The following is a 14,883-nucleotide window of genomic DNA, read 5'->3' on the forward strand; positions in this document are numbered from 1 at the left end:
TCCGCGCTCAGGGTGCGCCTGCGGCCAAGGCCCGCAGGCGCGCGCCGATGGCATCCACATTGGCCTCGATGCCGCGCAGGGTCTCGCGCTGTTCCTCGGGAAGCCAACGTTCCAGGTCGCGACGCAGCGCGGCATCTTCGTTCCGCAACCGCGCCACCCTCGCCTGCGCTTCGGCGACGATACGCGTCCGTTCCTCAGTCTGCGGCAATCCATAGCCCTCTCCCGCGAGTTCGGCGGGCCGGCTTACGAAGCTGGTATCCCCCAGCCATGCCTTCAGCGCTTCCACCGCGGCCGCGGCACCGTCGGGCATGTCGCGCCCGAGATAGCGCCGCTTGAGTTCGTCGCGCAGCAGGAGCTGCTGCCGGCGCTGCGCCGCATGCTCCAGTACCAGCAGGGCCGCGCTCGCCTTCAGGTCCGCCTTCGACAACCAGCGCGCGCGCTCGCCAGGCGGCAGCGCCAGCCACGCATGCGCATCCCGTTGCGGCAGCGCCAGCGCATCGCGCGCGACCGAGAACAGCGCCTCGTAGCGCGCACTCGCCGGTTCGAAGTAATCCCCCAGGCGGCGGGCCTCATCGGCGTTGTCGAGTGGACGGCGATCGGCGATGTCTTCCCGCTCCAGCTTCCGCAGCAGGCCGGTGGGCGTGATGCTCGCCAGCGAGGCGTCCGCGAGCCGTGGGATACCGTCGTGAAGCAGCTTCCACGTCTCCACCGCGCAGTTGTTGCCGATGAAGTAGTAGCGCCCGTCGTAGCTCCAGTGCAGTTGCGCGGCCCGCTCCAGCAGCGATGCAATTTCGTCCTCCTGCAAGCGCAGCGGGATGGACTGCAGGCCACGCAGCTCGACCCGGGTGTACTCCTCGATCACCTGGTCCAGCGGCAGCAGGAACAGGCGCGACGGATACGAGCCGGTCAATCCGCGCCAGCCGGAGATCTGCACGTCGCCCACGAAGGCGCGGAACGACAGCACGCGATGATGGGCCAGGTCCAGCCTGCAGTCGGGCCCCGGCGTGCGTCCCGGCGCGCACACGACCAGCCTCAGCATGCTGTGTCCCCAGCGGCTCATCGCCTGCGTGTTGCCTTCGGCCAGCAGGTAGTCCACCTCGTAGACGCGGGCGGGATCCAGCGCCAGCAACGAGGCCTCGCCCGCCTCGGCATCCACGTCCAGGAACGGCAACCCGGGTGCGCAGGCATGCGCCGTCGCCGGCACCCTGAAGTGGGCCGAGAAGTGGCGATGCAGCGCCGGACGCCGACAAGCGTAGGAAGGGTCGAGCACGAAATGCTCGAGATTCACCGCTACGAATTCGGCAGGTCGTTCCAGCTCATAAGGATCGGGCGTACGCGCGACGAAATCGTTGCGGGAACGACGCCCCGCGACGGCAAACACGCTGCGCTGCCATCCCGCCAGATCGCGCAGGCGCGGATCGCCGGACAGGACGTTGCGCTGCGCACGGTCGTAGGCGTGGGCCAGTTCGTGTACCAGCGCACGACGGACCACGCTCAACCCGGCATCGTACGGCGACACGCCGTCGCGCGACCGCCATGCCTGCAGCAGCCGGCGCGGCAGCAGGATGCGATGGCCGACCCGTCGGCCGGCGACGTGCGCGGGCAGTCCGTCACGCCATTCCAGGACGAGCCCGGCTGGCAAGCCGTCGCGCCATGCCTGCGGCAGACGCGGCAGCACCTCGTCGACCAGCGCCTGCGTCGCGACGACATCTTCCGTGGCGAGATGTGTGGGATCGATGTCGAGCGCGGACGCCGTCGCCACCGGGCCCAGCCACGCCCACAGCAGGAGCGCGGCGATGCGCCGGCCCCGGGGCCGACGCGGGTGCATCAACGGGCCAGGATGGCCTGCGCCAGCTGCATGTCGCTGGCGCGACGCGCGGCTTCGTCCGTTTCGCGCAGGTGGCGCAGCGCGGCTTCCAGCTGGGCCCCACGGATGCGGCCATTGCTGGCCACGAAACTGGCGGCATCCTCGCGAGCCTGGACGACGATCTTGTCGTCGCCGGAGGAGCTGTCGGACGAGGCCGACGAACCGGCCGAGGAAGCGCCTGCCGACGAACCGGCGAAGCTGCCGGCGAGTACCGGCACGGAGAACGCCAGCAGCACGCCGGCCAGGATCAATCGGGACATGGAGATTTCCACACGGGGGAACGCCGTGACCGGCGCGGAGCGCAAAGATTACCCGCAAATGCCCGGCGAGCACCTGAATCCGGTGGCTCGCAAGAGCATCGCCCGTATCGTCGCTCCTGCAGGGTTGCGGGTGCCGAACGCGGGTCAGGTGTAGAACAGCTTGCCCGGATTCATCAGGCCGTTGGGATCCAGCACCCGCTTGATGCCCCGCATCACCGCGATCTCTTCGGCGCTGCGCGTGCTCTCCAGATAGCCCTTCTTCACCAGGCCGATGCCGTGCTCGGCCGAAATGCTGCCCTGATGGCGCTTCAGCGAGGCCGCGAGCAGCTTGGTGACCTGCTCGCACTGGGTGACGAAGTCCGCGTTCTCCATGCCATCGGGCTTCAGCACGTTGATGTGCAGGTTACCGTCGCCGATATGGCCGAACCACACCACCTCGAACTGGGGATACGCCTCGCCCAGCAAAGCCTGGGTCTCGGCCAGGAAAGCCGGCATGGCCGAGATCCGCACCGACACATCGTTCTTGTACGGCACGTAGCGGGCCAGGGCTTCGGTAATGCCCTCGCGCAGGCGCCACAGCTGCGCGGCCTGCGCGTCGGACTGGCTGATCACGCCGTCGCTGACCCAGCCCTGCTCCATGCAGGCCTCGAAGGCGGCCATCGCGGCGGCTTCCTTCGCCTCGTCGCCGATGGCGAACTCGGTGACCACGTAGTACGGGTGCACCTCGTCGAATGGCTTCTGCGCGCCGTGCGCCAGCACATGCTGCAGCGCGCGGTCGGTGAAGAACTCGAACGCCTCCAGCTGCAGGCGCTCGCGGAATGCGGCGAAGACCTGCATCAGCACCTCGAACGACGGCAGCGCCAGCAGCATGACGTTGGTCGGCGGCGGCGGATCGGTCAGCCGCACGGTGGCTTCCACCACCACGCCCAGCGTGCCCTCGGACCCGATGAACAGATGGCGCAGGTCGTAGCCGCTGGAGTTCTTGATCAGCGCCTTGTTGAGCTCCAGCACGTCGCCGGCGCCGGTGACCACCTTCAGGCCGGCGATCCATTCGCGCGTGTTGCCGTAGCGGATCACGCGGATGCCGCCCGCGTTGGTCGCGATGGTGCCGCCGATGGCGCACGAGCCCCGCGAGGCGAAATCCACCGGATAGACCAGGCCCTGCTCGCGCGCCGCATTGTGCACGGCCTCCAGCGGCATGCCGGCCTGCACCGTCAACGTACGGTCGACCGCATTGAAATCGATCGCCTGGTTCATGCGTTCCAGGCTGAGCACCAGTTCGCCGTTGGCCGCCACGGCGCCGCCGGACAGGCCGGTGCGGCCGCCCGACGGCACGAGCGCGACGCGATGCGCGTTGGCCCACTGCACGACGGCCTGGACGTCCTCGACGGTGGCCGGCAACGCGATCGCCAGCGGCGCGGGCGTCCAGCGCCGGGTCCAGTCGCGGCCGTAGTGTTCGAGGTCGGCGGGATCGGTCTTCAGGCGCAGCCCGGGGGCGGCGTCGAGCAGGGTTTGCAAGCGCGGATCGCTCATTGCACGGGTGGGTTCTCGGGGGCGCTCAGGGTGCCAGCGATGCCGTGCGGCGTCCAGCCGATGGCGAGGTCGTTTCAGAGGCAACCAAGCCGGGAAATCGGCAACCGAGCATTCCATCCCGCGCCGCAGCATCGACGGCGCGCATCTGGCATAGTGACGACCCCTTTCCATCCCCCGCACGACCTTCCGGCAATGTCGAACAAGAAGACCTCGTACCCGAAGCAGGACATCCGCGTACTGTTGCTGGAGGGGGTCAGCCGGACTGCGGTGGAGACTTTCCGGGCGGCGGGCTACACGCAGATCGAGTTCCACGAAAAGTCCCTGCCGGAAGACGAACTGAAGCGCCGCATCGCCGAGGCGCACATCGTCGGCATCCGCTCGCGCACGCATCTGACCGACGACGTGCTGGCGCAGGCGCGCCGGCTGATCGCAGTGGGCTGCTTCTGCATCGGCACCAACCAGGTGGACCTGGACGCCGCGGAGCTGGCCGGCATTCCGGTCTTCAACGCACCCTACTCCAACACCCGCAGCGTGGCCGAGCTGGTGATCGCCCAGGCCATCATGCTGATGCGCGGGATTCCGCAGAAGAACGCCGAGTGCCACCGCGGCGGCTGGAGCAAGTCGGCCGCGGGCAGCCACGAGGTGCGCGGCAAGACGCTGGGCATCATCGGCTACGGCCACATCGGCACGCAGGTCGGCGTGCTGGCCGAGGCGCTGGGCATGCACGTGCTGTTCCACGACATCGAGACCAAGCTCTCGCTGGGCAACGCGCGCCCGGCCATCGGCCTGGACGACCTGCTGGCGCAAAGCGACGTGGTGACCTTGCACGTGCCGGAAACGCCGGCCACCCAGGGCATGTTCGGTGCGGCGCAGATCGCCGGCATGAAGCGCGGCGCGCACCTGATCAACGCCTCGCGCGGCACGGTGGTCGACATCGACGCGCTGGCCGATGCGCTGAAGTCGGGCCAGGTGGGCGGAGCGGCGGTGGACGTGTTCCCGGTCGAGCCCAAGGGCAATGCCGAATCGTTCGAATCGCCGCTGCGCGGGCTGGACAACGTCATCCTCACGCCCCACGTCGGCGGCTCTACCCTGGAAGCGCAGGACACCATCGGCATCGAGGTGGCGGCCAAGCTGGTGCGCTACAGCGACAACGGCAGCACGCTGTCGGCGGTGAACTTCCCCGAGGTCACCCTGCCCGGCCACGACGGCAGCCGTCGCATCCTGCACATCCACCGCAACGGGCCGGGCGTGCTGTCGCAGATCAACGACATCTTCCGCGACCGCGGCATCAACATCGACGGCCAGTTCCTGCGTACCGATCCCAAGGTCGGCTATGTGGTCATCGACGTCACCGCCGACGAGGAACAGACCACCAGCCTGCGCGAGGCGATGGCGGCCATCGACGGTACGTTGCGGGTACGCGTGCTGTACTGAGCAGGAAGCATTGGCGTGGCAAGGCTGGCGCTCCTGAGTTTCGTCGCGCAGGCGACTGTAGGAGCGGGCCATGCCCGCGATGCTTTTCCACATCCGCCTGCAGCAGCATCGCGCCCATGGGGCGCTCCTACAGAGCGGCATCCTCGCCCGCGAGGGCCTGCATCGCCAGCCACTTGCGGGCCATGCGGCTGATCGACACGTCGGCATCGCCCGCGAGCGCTGCGATGTCGCGCCAGGCCAGGTCCAGCGACTCCTCGCTGACCACGTAGGCCTCGCTGCCGCCTGCGCGCACCACGTAGCGCACGTCGTAGTGCCAGGGGCCGGGACCGCCCTTGCGCTCGGGAATCCAGTGGCGGTCCAGATCGAAGATGTCGCCCTCCACCGCCAGGTCGGACAGGCCCGACTCCTCCTCGGCTTCCTTCAGTGCGACACGGGCCATGTCGGTATCGCCATCGGCGTGCCCGCCCAGTTGCAGCCAGCGGTCCAGCTTGCGGTGATGGGTCATGAGGATGCGCCGGCCATCACCGCTGACCAGCCACGCGCCGCCGGTCAGAGGGCCTTCCAGCCGCTCGCGGACGAACGGGTTGGCCGGCCCGTCCAGCAGGGCCAGGAACTGGGCGATGACCGCTTCTTCGTCGGGCCAGCGGCGGCCGTAATCGGCCAGGTGTTCTCGTAGCGAAGCATAAGCGGCTGACACGACGTGCTTTTCCTTTCCGCGATGGCGAAGACGGCGCCGATTATCGCCGGCCATGCTGCACCTGCGCTTGTGATCCCCCGCCCGCTTTGGCAAGGTACGGCCTTCCGTGGGGACCGTCCCCATGACCGTTGTCACCGCCCGGTGGGCCTGTCCATCGGCACTCAGTCATCTCAGGGGACGCTGCGAATGCTCAAAGCTCTGTTCAGGGTCAAGCCGGTCGCGCCGGCAGGCCACGTCGATGCCGGTGAACCCTTCGAAGGCAGCCTGGACGGCGAAGCCACCCTGAAACGGACGCTGACGGCCAAGCACCTGGTCATGCTGGGCGTGGGTGCGGTGATCGGCGCGGGCATCTTCGTGCTGACCGGCCAGGCCGCCGCCAACCATGCCGGCCCCGCGATCATGCTGAGCTTCGTGCTGGCCGGCTTCGCCTGCGCCATGGCGGGCCTGTGCTACGCCGAATTCGCTTCGATGATGCCGGTGTCCGGCAGCGCGTACTCCTATTCCTACGCGACCCTGGGCGAAGCCGTGGCGTGGTTCATCGGCTGGTGCCTGGTACTGGAATACCTGTTCGCCTCGTCCACCGTCGCGGTGGGCTGGTCGGGCTACCTGGTGAGCTTCCTGACTTCCACGCTGGGCGTACCCTTCCCCGAGCAACTGGCCACCGCGCCCATCACCTGGGCCGACGGCGGGTTCGTCGCCACCAACGGCATCATCAACCTGCCCGCGGTGCTGATCGTCGCGGCGGTCAGCGGCTTGTGCTATGTCGGCATCACCCAGTCGGCCTTCGTCAACGCGATCATCGTGGCGATCAAGGTGCTCGTCATCGCGGCGTTCCTGGGCTTCGGCGTGCAGTACGTGGACCCGGCCAACTGGACGCCCTTCATCCCGGAGAACACCGGTCCCGGACAGTTCGGTATGGACGGCGTGTTCCGCGCAGCGACCATCGTGTTCTTCGCCTACATCGGCTTCGACGCGGTCTCCACCGCGGCCGGCGAAGCGAAGAATCCGCAGCGCGACATGCCCAAGGGCATCCTGGGTTCGCTGGCCATCTGCACCGTCATCTACATCGCCGTCTGCGCGGTGCTGACCGGCATGACCCACTACAGCCTGCTGGGCACCGCCAAGCCGGTGGCCACCGCGCTGGAAGAGGTCCTGAAGGCCGATCCCGGCGCCAGCGTCGGCTGGCTGAAGACGGCGGTGGAGATCGGCGCGATCGCCGGCCTGTCGTCGGTGATCCTGGTGATGCTGATGGCGCAGCCGCGCATCTTCTATTCGATGTCCCGCGACGGGCTGCTGCCGCGCCTGTTCGGCAAGGTGCACCCGAAGTTCCATACGCCCTACGTCGGTACGATCATCGTCGGCGTGCTGGCCTGCCTGCTGGCCGGTTTCATGCCGCTCAGCGTGCTGGGCGAGCTGGTCTCGATGGGTACGTTGCTGGCCTTCGCCACCGTGTGTCTCGGCGTGCTGGTACTGCGCTTCACCCGCCCCGACCTCGCCCGCCCGTTCCGCGTGCCCATGTTCTGGCTGATCTGCCCGCTGGGCGTGCTGGCCTGCCTGTTCCTGTTCATGCAGTCGTTCATGGAACACTGGCAGATCTTCGTGGGCTGGACGGTGCTGGGGCAGGTGATCTACTTCGCCTACGGCTTCCGGAACAGCAAACTCAGGCAGCGCGCCTGATCGTCTTCAAGGCCGGCGGGCACACCGCCGGCCTTTTTGGTTGTACTCCTCGATAACGTCCCGAGACCACGCACGATGCTCCGACAGCTCCTGGCCACCAAGCACCCCCACGCCGCCCATACCGAAGCCGAAGGGCTCAGCCTGCGCCGCACGCTCGGCCCGTGGGGCCTGACCGCGCTCGGCATCGGCGCGGTGATCGGCGGCGGCATCTTCGTGATCACCGGCCAGGCCGCGGCCAACCACGCCGGCCCCGCCATCATGCTGTCGTTCGTGCTGGCCGCCATCTGCTGCACGTTCTGCGCGCTGGCCTATGCCGAATTCGCCGCGATGGTGCCGGTGTCCGGCAGCGCCTACACCTACACCTACGCGACGCTGGGCGAACTGACCGCCTGGTTCATCGGCTGGATGCTCGTGCTGGAATACGGCGTATCGGCGCCCGCGGTCGCGGTCAGCTGGCCCGGCTCCTCCCTCAGCCTGCTCGAACATTTCAACATCTACCTGCCGCAGGCCCTGGTTAGCGCGCCGCTAGACGCGCAACTGCGGCCGACCGGCGCCATCGCCAACGTCCCCGCCGCGGTGATCGTGCTGCTGCTGACCTGGCTGTGTTACGTGGGCATCCGCAAGTCGTCGGCCATGAACATGGCCATGGTGGTGCTGAAGACGGGGCTGATCGTGCTGGTGATCGTCGCCGGCTGGCAGTACGTCGATCCGGGCAACTGGCAGCCCTTCATTCCGGCCAATGAAGGCCCGGGCAAGTTCGGCTGGGACGGCGTGCTGCGTGGCGCGGCGATGGTGTTCTTCGCCTACATCGGGTTCGAGGCGGTGTCGGTGGCGGCCCAGGAATCGCATCGCCCGCAGAAGGACCTGCCCGTCGGCATGCTGGCGTCGCTGGCCATCTGCACCATCCTCTACATCGCCATGGCGGCGGTGATGACCGGCCTGGTGCCCTATACCGCGCTGGGCACGGCCGAACCGGTGGTCACCGCGGTGGCCGCCCATCCGGAACTGGGCTGGCTGCGGGTGACGGTGGAGATCGGTGCGCTGATCGGCCTGTCGTCGGTGGTGCTGGTGATGATCATCGGCCAGCCGCGCATCTTCATGATCATGGGGCGCGACGGCCTGCTGCCGCCGGTGTTCACCAAGATCCATCCCGAATACCGCACGCCGCACATCAATACGGTCATCACCGGCGTGGGCATCGCCCTGCTGGCGGCGCTGTTCCCGCTCGACATCCTGGGCGAACTGACCTCGATGGGCACCCTGATCGCGTTCGCCTCGGTCTGCGTGGGCGTGCTGGTGCTGCGCCGCACGCAGCCGGACCTGCCGCGTCCGTTCCGCATCCCCGCGGCCTGGCTGGTCTGCTCGCTGGGCGTGCTGAGCTGCATGGCGCTGCTGTCGGCGATGACGGCGCACAACTGGATGCTGATGGGCGTCTGGACCGCGGTCGGCTTCCTGATCTATTTCCTGTACGGCTACCGCCACAGCCGGTTGCGCACGCCCCGCTGAGCGGTGCCGGCATCGGGGCAAAGAAGAAGGCGCGGTTTACCGCGCCTTTTTTGCTTTCCGTGAACCGGACGTATCAGGGCTTCTTGGCCCAGGCGCTGCACCAGCCCTTCGCGGCGACCGAGTTCTTCGGGAACAGCGTGCACGGGCCATAGGCCTGGCCCGCCGGCGCCTTGAAGAAGTTGCAGTTGGCGCAGTGATCACCCGCCTTGTGCTTGGGATGCTTCACGGTGGCGGCGTTCTCGCTGTAGGCCAGCGCCTTGGCGGTGGGGTTGTTGGCGTCCAGCTTGGGGAGGGCGGCAGGCGCAGCGGCCTCGGCACGCACCGCGTGCCAAGCCAGCGGGGCCACGGCGGCGGCGGTCAGGGTGGTGGTCAGGAAACGGCGGCGGGAGGCATCGTGGCTCATATGGCTGGGCACCTGCGGGAAGGAGGCTGCAGTGTCGCGCTTCCGGCCCGCCGACCGCATTGAGCAGGATCAATCGATCGGGCCGCCAGACGGGTTCCGTTAGAATGCGCAGCATGAACGCCCTGCCCTACGACGCCGACCAGCTGCGCGACCGCGCGCAGTCCATCATCTCCAACGTGCGCGAACTGTCGCAGCTGGGCTGGACCCCGGCCACCAGCAGCAACTTCTCGCAGCGCCTGGACGAACGGCATGCGGCCATCACCGTCTCCGGCCGCGACAAGGGCCGGCTGGTGGAGGCGGACATCATGGTGGTGGACTTCGAAGGCAAGGCCGTCGGCAGCGACCATCGCCCCTCGGCGGAAACCCTGCTGCACACCCAGCTCTATCGGCGTTACCCCGAGATCGGCTGCGTGCTGCACACCCACTCGCTGGTGCAGACGGTGGCCTCGCGCCTGTTCGCCGGCACCGGCCACGTCCGGCTGGAGGGCTTCGAACTGCTGAAGGCCTTCCACGGCAACCACACCCACGAGATGGCCATCGATGTGCCGGTGTTCGCCAACACCCAGGACATGCCGACCCTGGCCGCGCAGGTTGACGCGCTGCTGGACCGGCAGCCGCTGTGGGGCTACCTGATCGACGGCCACGGCCTGTACGCATGGGGGCGCACCATGGCCGGGGCGCGCCGGCATCTGGAAGCCTTCGAATTCCTGTTCGCGGCCGAACTGGAATTGCGCAAGCTCGGCTGCCGCGGCTGATAACCGCCGGTTATCCCCGCGTTACCTTTCCGCCACAGGGCGTCCGGGCCGGGTTTGCTACCCTAGCGTTCCCCCGCCGCCTCACGCCATTGCCATGAGCCGCCTGCGCATCTTCAAGGAATCCGACCCGGCCACCCCGGAGTTCGCCAGCTACGACCCCGATTTCATCGCCACCGAGCTGAAGAAGATCGGCGTGACCTTCGAACGCTGGAAGGCGAACAAGCCGATCGAGCCCGGCGCCTCGCCGGAAGAAGTGATGGACGCCTATCGCGCCGACATCGACCGTCTGGTGGCCGAGCGCGGCTTCAAGACCGTCGATGTGGTCAGCATCGCGCCGGACAACCCGCAGCGCGAGGCGATGCGCGCCAAGTTCCTCGACGAGCACTACCACAAGGAAGACGAGGTGCGCTTCTTCGTGGCGGGGTCGGGCCTGTTCACGCTGCACGTGGACGGCAAGGTCTACGAGATCGAGTGCGTGCAGGACGACCTGATCGCCGTGCCGGACGGCGCGCTGCACTGGTTCGACATGGGCCCGGAGCCCCGCTTCGTCGCCATCCGCTTCTTCACCGAGCCGGATGGCTGGGTGGGCCACTTCACCGGCACCACCATCGCCCAGCAGTTCCCGCGCTACGACGGTCTGACCGACGGGCATTGATCGATCCTGCCGGCCCGGGGCCTGCCCGGCGGCACGCCCCTATCCAGAACAAGAGCAGCGGAGCGCGCTCCGCTCTACAGTGACCGTGAACATCGCCATGCCCGTTTCCGCCATCCTGACCGACATCGAAGGCACCACCAGCAGCATCTCGTTCGTGAAGGACGTGCTGTTCCCGTACGCACGGCGCGCCCTGCCCGGCTTCGTGCGCGACCACCGCGACGACCCGGACGTCCGCCGCTGGCTGGACGTGGTGGCCACCGAGCACGGCAGCATCTGCAGCGACGACGTCATCGTGGAGACGCTGCAGGGCTGGATCGACCAGGACCGCAAGCACACGGCGCTGAAGGCGCTGCAGGGCATGATCTGGCAGGCGGGCTACCGCGATGCCGACTTCACCGCCCACATCTATCCCGACGCGGCGCCCGCGCTGCGCGACTGGCACGCGCGCGGCTATCCGCTGTACGTGTACTCGTCCGGCTCGGTGCCGGCGCAGAAGCTGTTCTTCGGCCATAGCGACGCCGGCGACCTGACGCCGCTGTTTTCCGACTGGTTCGACACCGAAGTCGGCGGCAAGCGCGAAGCCGACAGCTACCGCGTGATCGCCGGCCGCATCGGCGTGCCGGCCAATGCCATCCTGTTCCTGTCCGATGTGGTGGAAGAGCTGGATGCCGCGCGCGAAGCCGGCCTGCAGACGCGCCTGATCGACCGCCTGGACGACTACCCTCAGCCCCGCGAGGGCGAGGCCGCGCACGGGCATGTGCGCGTGGCGTCGTTCGCCGACATCGCGCTGCCCGACTGAATCCGAACCATGGCGTCGCAACGCACGGCTACGCTGACGGGGCTGGCCGCCATCCTGCTGTGGGCTTCGCTGGCGGTACTGACGACCGCGACCGGCAACCTGCCCCCGTTTCAGGTGCTTGCGGTCAGTTTCGGCATCGCGGCGCTGCTGGGGCTGGCGCGCGCGGCACTGCGCGGCGCCGCGGGCTGGCGCGAGCTGCGCCAACCCGGCGCGGCGCTGGCGCTGTCCACGCTGGCGTTGTTCGGCTACCACGCGCTCTACTTCATCGCGCTCAAACGCGCGCCGGCGGTGGAGGCGAGCCTGCTCAATTACCTGTGGCCGCTGCTGATCGTGGTCTTCGTCGGCCTGGTCGGCGGAGTAACGGTGCGTGCCGGGCAGTGGGCAGGCACGCTGCTCGGCCTGGTGGCCGCGGCGCTGCTGGTGACCCGCGGGCATGGCCTGCAGGTAGCCCGTGCGCACGTGCCGGGCTACCTCGCCGCACTGGGTGCCGCGGTGATCTGGGCCGCGTATTCCGTGTTCAACCGCCGCTTCGCCGAGGTCCCCTCCGCCGCCATCACCGTGGCCTGCGCGGGCGTCTCGGTCCTGGGCGCTGCGGTCCATCTGCTGTTCGAAGGCACGGTCGCGCCCGATGCCACCCAATGGCTGGTTCTCGCCGTGATGGGCGCCGGCCCCGTAGGCGCCGCGTTCTGGCTCTGGGACCACGGCACCAAGCGCGGCGACATCGCCCTGCTGGGCAGCCTCTCCTATCTCGCGCCCTTGCTGTCGACGTTGCTGTTGGTCATCTCGGGTCGCGCGGAGCCGCACGGGATCCAGGCCGTCGCGATCGCGATGCTGTTGGCCGGCGCGTGGCTCAGTGTGCGATCCAGCCGCGCCGCCCGTTGATATCTATTCGAGAGCGATTCGCGTTTCTACACGCATCGTGCGGATTGCCTAGACTGCGCGCCACGTCGCCCGCCCGCCTTCGCCAGCCAGCCACGTCAACCTCGCCCGCCAGCCTTCGCTCGCCTGCCAGGTTCCAGGACGCCTCCTTCGGGAGGCGTTTCCTTTTCAGGCCCCGTGGATCTTCTCGCCCCGCGCGAGCATGGCCACCAACTTTTCCACGCGTGCCTGCCGGGTCTCCGGCTTCACCGCTGTCTGCACGCGCCAGCACACCGCGTACCGGTTGGTCTTGTCGAGCGTGTCGAAGAAGGCCTTGGCCTTTCGGTTTTTCGCCAGGGCCTTGGCGAGTTCCGCCGGCACCTCCATCGACTTCGCACCGTCGTAGGCCGCGTCCCATCGACCATCGGCCCTGGCGGCCTCGACTTCGCGCAGGCCTGCGGGCCGCATGCGACCCGCCGCGACCAGGCTTTCGATCCTGGCGACGTTGATCTTCGACCATGTGCTGCGTGCGCGCCGGGGCGTGAAGCGCTGCAGGAAGCACTGCGCGTCGTACCCCTTCTTCTGTCCGTCGATCCAGCCATGGCACAGTGCCACGTCCAGCGCCTCGCTGTAGCTCACCGACGCGACGCCCGAGTCCTTCTTGGCGATCCTCAGCCACACGCCCGTGGATTCCGGATGCTGCTCCAGCCAGCGCTCCCACGCCGCAGCATCCATGAAGTGCTCGATGGGAAGTTCCGCCCCGGCCATGATCAGGGCTCCGCGACCTGCAGGCGATACGAGGTGCGAGCCGATCGCTCGCCCTGCCACCGGTCGAAGGCGCGCACTTCGACTGCATGCGCGCCCTCGGCCAGGTCGGTGGGCAGCGCGCCGCGCCACAGGTGCTGGGATGCCTCCGCTTCGGGCGAGCGGTCGTAGCCACGCAGCGCATCGGCCATGTCGTCGCGCATGTTCTCCACCAGCAGCCTGGGGTCGGGCTGCGCCACGCGCCTCATCGGTTTCCATTCGCCGCCGTCGATGCGGTACTCCACGCGGGTCTCCGCATCGCCCATGTAGACATTGGCGAACACGCCCCACGCCGGATACGCCCCCTTCCGCAGCACGCGCGGCGCGTGCAGGCCGATGCCGCTGTCGTCCGCATCGCGCGCCGGATGCCACGACAGCGCGTAGGCGCCGCCGGCGTCCACGCGCAGCCGCGCATAGCCATTCGGCGTGCCATCGGCCATCGTCGTGTCGGGAATGCCCTCGGCATCCTTGATGCCCGACCAGTAGGCGCCGCAGGCCGCGCCGACGTTGTACTCATGCAGCGGCCGCATTCCGTGCCAGCCGGTGGATGCGTCGTGGTACCAGTGGCGCTGGGTGTGGGTGTGCCCGCTGAGCAGCAGCACATGCGGGAAGTCCTCCAGCATGGCGAACAGGCGCTCGCGGTCCTGCGGGCGGAAGCCGCGCGCACCGGATTCGTAGAACGGGATGTGCACGCCGATCACCAGCAGGCGATCCTTGCGCACCGTGGGCAGGTACGCCTGCAGGAAGGCGAACTGGTCCTCGCGCAGCCCGCCGACGTACGCAGGCGTGCTACCCGGCTGGTAGATCACGTCGTCCAGGCCGATGAAGGTCGCGGCCTCTTCTTCCCAAGCGAACGTGTCCGGGCCCAGGTGATGGCGGAACGTGCGCAGCGAATCCTCATCGCCGGCGGCATCGAAATCGAGATCATGGTTGCCCGGGATGAACAGCCAGGGCACCTGCAGGCTCATCGTCGTGCGCAGGATCTGCGGATACAGCGACAGGTCGTCGTTGGTCACATCGCCCAGGGTCAGGCCCAGCGCGGCACCATGACTCCCGACCAGCGGCTGCACGATGTCGCGCCAGTAGTAGTCCACGTCCTTCACCGAAGACGTTTGGCTGTCGGCGAACAGCAGTACGTCGAGTGCGCTGTCCTTCGCCGCCGCCCGTGGATGCAGCCCGAAGTGCGTGCAGTCGGGCTGGCGCTCCGGGATGCCGCCGTACTTCAGCGCGGGCCCGGCGTGGTACTGCAGGTTGCGCCAGCGGGCCGGCAGGCCGTCGGGGCGCACCGCCAGGTCGTAGCCCGCCGGCTTGATGATGAAGAGCGTGCGGCCGTCGATGTACTCGAGGCTGTACTCGCCCTGCGCGTCCGTCACCGCAATCTCGATGCCGTTGGACACCTTGACGCCCGGGAGGCCCGGCTCCCCCGCGTCGCGGGTCCCGTTGCCGTTGCGGTCCTCGTACACCTGTCCCCAGCTGCACGGCGGCGGCAGCGCATGGGCGGGGACCGTCAGCAACGCCAGGACGAGGGCAATCAACGAAGCGCGCATGGCTGCTCCAGCCGGAAGGACCGGAGGATTATGGCGCAGGGCCGGTGCACTTGTAGGAGCGCCCTCGGGCGCGATGTTTTTTTAGCAG

The 14,883-nt window shown here is 68.3% G+C and carries 15 protein-coding genes; 8 read left to right on the plus strand and 7 right to left on the minus strand.

Going from position 1 to position 14,883, the window contains the following annotated elements; all coding sequences use genetic code 11:
• Positions 1–7: 7 nt before the first annotated feature.
• Positions 8–1,828 (minus strand): DUF7844 domain-containing protein, encoded by a 1,821-nt coding sequence (locus tag CSC76_RS08440; protein ID WP_162109590.1) that lies wholly within the window; start codon positions 1,826–1,828, stop codon positions 8–10.
• Entirely contained in the window at positions 1,828–2,127 is a 300-nt protein-coding gene (locus tag CSC76_RS08445; RefSeq protein WP_162109591.1) for a DUF2388 domain-containing protein, read from the minus strand. The genes CSC76_RS08440 and CSC76_RS08445 overlap by 1 nt, the downstream gene beginning before the upstream one ends.
• On the opposite strand from CSC76_RS08445, the gene CSC76_RS08450 reads away from it, so the two are divergent.
• Positions 2,126–2,281, plus strand: coding sequence for a hypothetical protein (locus CSC76_RS08450; RefSeq protein WP_162109592.1), 156 nt, complete (start codon positions 2,126–2,128; stop codon positions 2,279–2,281). The genes CSC76_RS08445 and CSC76_RS08450 overlap by 2 nt on opposite strands.
• Here the strand turns inward: CSC76_RS08450 and CSC76_RS08455 are convergent.
• Positions 2,272–3,660 (minus strand): FAD-binding oxidoreductase, encoded by a 1,389-nt coding sequence (locus CSC76_RS08455; RefSeq protein ID WP_162109593.1) that lies wholly within the window; start codon positions 3,658–3,660, stop codon positions 2,272–2,274. The genes CSC76_RS08450 and CSC76_RS08455 overlap by 10 nt on opposite strands.
• A 192-nt stretch (positions 3,661–3,852) precedes the next feature.
• Here CSC76_RS08455 and serA point away from each other — a divergent pair, with 192 nt between their 5' ends.
• The gene (serA, locus tag CSC76_RS08460; protein WP_162109594.1) at positions 3,853–5,094 is read left to right on the plus strand and encodes a phosphoglycerate dehydrogenase; all 1,242 of its coding nucleotides are present in this window, start codon (positions 3,853–3,855) and stop codon (positions 5,092–5,094) included.
• Positions 5,095–5,221: 127 nt separating this feature from the next.
• Here the strand turns inward: serA and CSC76_RS08465 are convergent, their stop codons facing one another.
• Positions 5,222–5,845: an NUDIX hydrolase gene (locus tag CSC76_RS08465; RefSeq protein ID WP_162109595.1), complete on the minus strand. Its 624-nt coding sequence runs from the start codon at positions 5,843–5,845 to the stop codon at positions 5,222–5,224.
• A 132-nt stretch (positions 5,846–5,977) separates the two neighbouring features.
• Between CSC76_RS08465 and CSC76_RS08470 the strand changes: the two genes are divergently transcribed.
• Positions 5,978–7,468 (plus strand): amino acid permease, encoded by a 1,491-nt coding sequence (locus tag CSC76_RS08470; protein WP_162109596.1) that lies wholly within the window; start codon positions 5,978–5,980, stop codon positions 7,466–7,468.
• A 75-nt stretch (positions 7,469–7,543) separates the two neighbouring features.
• A complete protein-coding gene (locus tag CSC76_RS08475; RefSeq protein ID WP_162109597.1) occupies positions 7,544–8,974 on the plus strand; it encodes an amino acid permease in 1,431 nt (476 codons plus the stop codon).
• Positions 8,975–9,047: 73 nt separating this feature from the next.
• Here CSC76_RS08475 and CSC76_RS08480 read toward each other — a convergent pair whose 3' ends face one another.
• Entirely contained in the window at positions 9,048–9,377 is a 330-nt protein-coding gene (locus CSC76_RS08480; RefSeq protein ID WP_162109598.1) for a high-potential iron-sulfur protein, read from the minus strand.
• A gap of 113 nt (positions 9,378–9,490) precedes the next feature.
• Between CSC76_RS08480 and CSC76_RS08485 the strand changes: the two genes are divergently transcribed.
• The 4 genes from CSC76_RS08485 to yddG all read left to right on the plus strand — a co-directional run bounded on the left by CSC76_RS08485 (position 9,491) and on the right by yddG (position 12,468).
• Entirely contained in the window at positions 9,491–10,132 is a 642-nt protein-coding gene (locus CSC76_RS08485) for a methylthioribulose 1-phosphate dehydratase (protein WP_162109599.1), read from the plus strand.
• Between the two features lie 94 nt (positions 10,133–10,226).
• Complete coding sequence (locus tag CSC76_RS08490) at positions 10,227–10,787, plus strand: 1,2-dihydroxy-3-keto-5-methylthiopentene dioxygenase (protein ID WP_162109600.1); 561 nt, start codon at positions 10,227–10,229, stop codon at positions 10,785–10,787.
• Between the two features lie 97 nt (positions 10,788–10,884).
• Complete coding sequence (mtnC, locus tag CSC76_RS08495) at positions 10,885–11,586, plus strand: acireductone synthase (protein ID WP_162109601.1); 702 nt, start codon at positions 10,885–10,887, stop codon at positions 11,584–11,586.
• Positions 11,587–11,595: 9 nt separating this feature from the next.
• A complete protein-coding gene (gene yddG, locus CSC76_RS08500; protein WP_162109602.1) occupies positions 11,596–12,468 on the plus strand; it encodes an aromatic amino acid exporter YddG in 873 nt (290 codons plus the stop codon).
• 165 nt (positions 12,469–12,633) lie between these two features.
• Here the strand turns inward: yddG and CSC76_RS08505 are convergent, their stop codons facing one another.
• Positions 12,634–13,212 carry a YdeI/OmpD-associated family protein gene (locus CSC76_RS08505; RefSeq protein ID WP_162109603.1) on the minus strand — a complete coding sequence of 193 codons (579 nt, stop codon included), beginning with the start codon at positions 13,210–13,212 and terminating at the stop codon, positions 12,634–12,636.
• Between the two features lie 2 nt (positions 13,213–13,214).
• Complete coding sequence (locus CSC76_RS08510; protein WP_162109604.1) at positions 13,215–14,795, minus strand: calcineurin-like phosphoesterase C-terminal domain-containing protein; 1,581 nt, start codon at positions 14,793–14,795, stop codon at positions 13,215–13,217.
• Positions 14,796–14,883 lie beyond the last annotated feature (88 nt).

This window comes from Pseudoxanthomonas mexicana, assembly GCF_010093385.1.
GTDB lineage: Bacteria > Pseudomonadota > Gammaproteobacteria > Xanthomonadales > Xanthomonadaceae > Pseudoxanthomonas_A > Pseudoxanthomonas_A mexicana.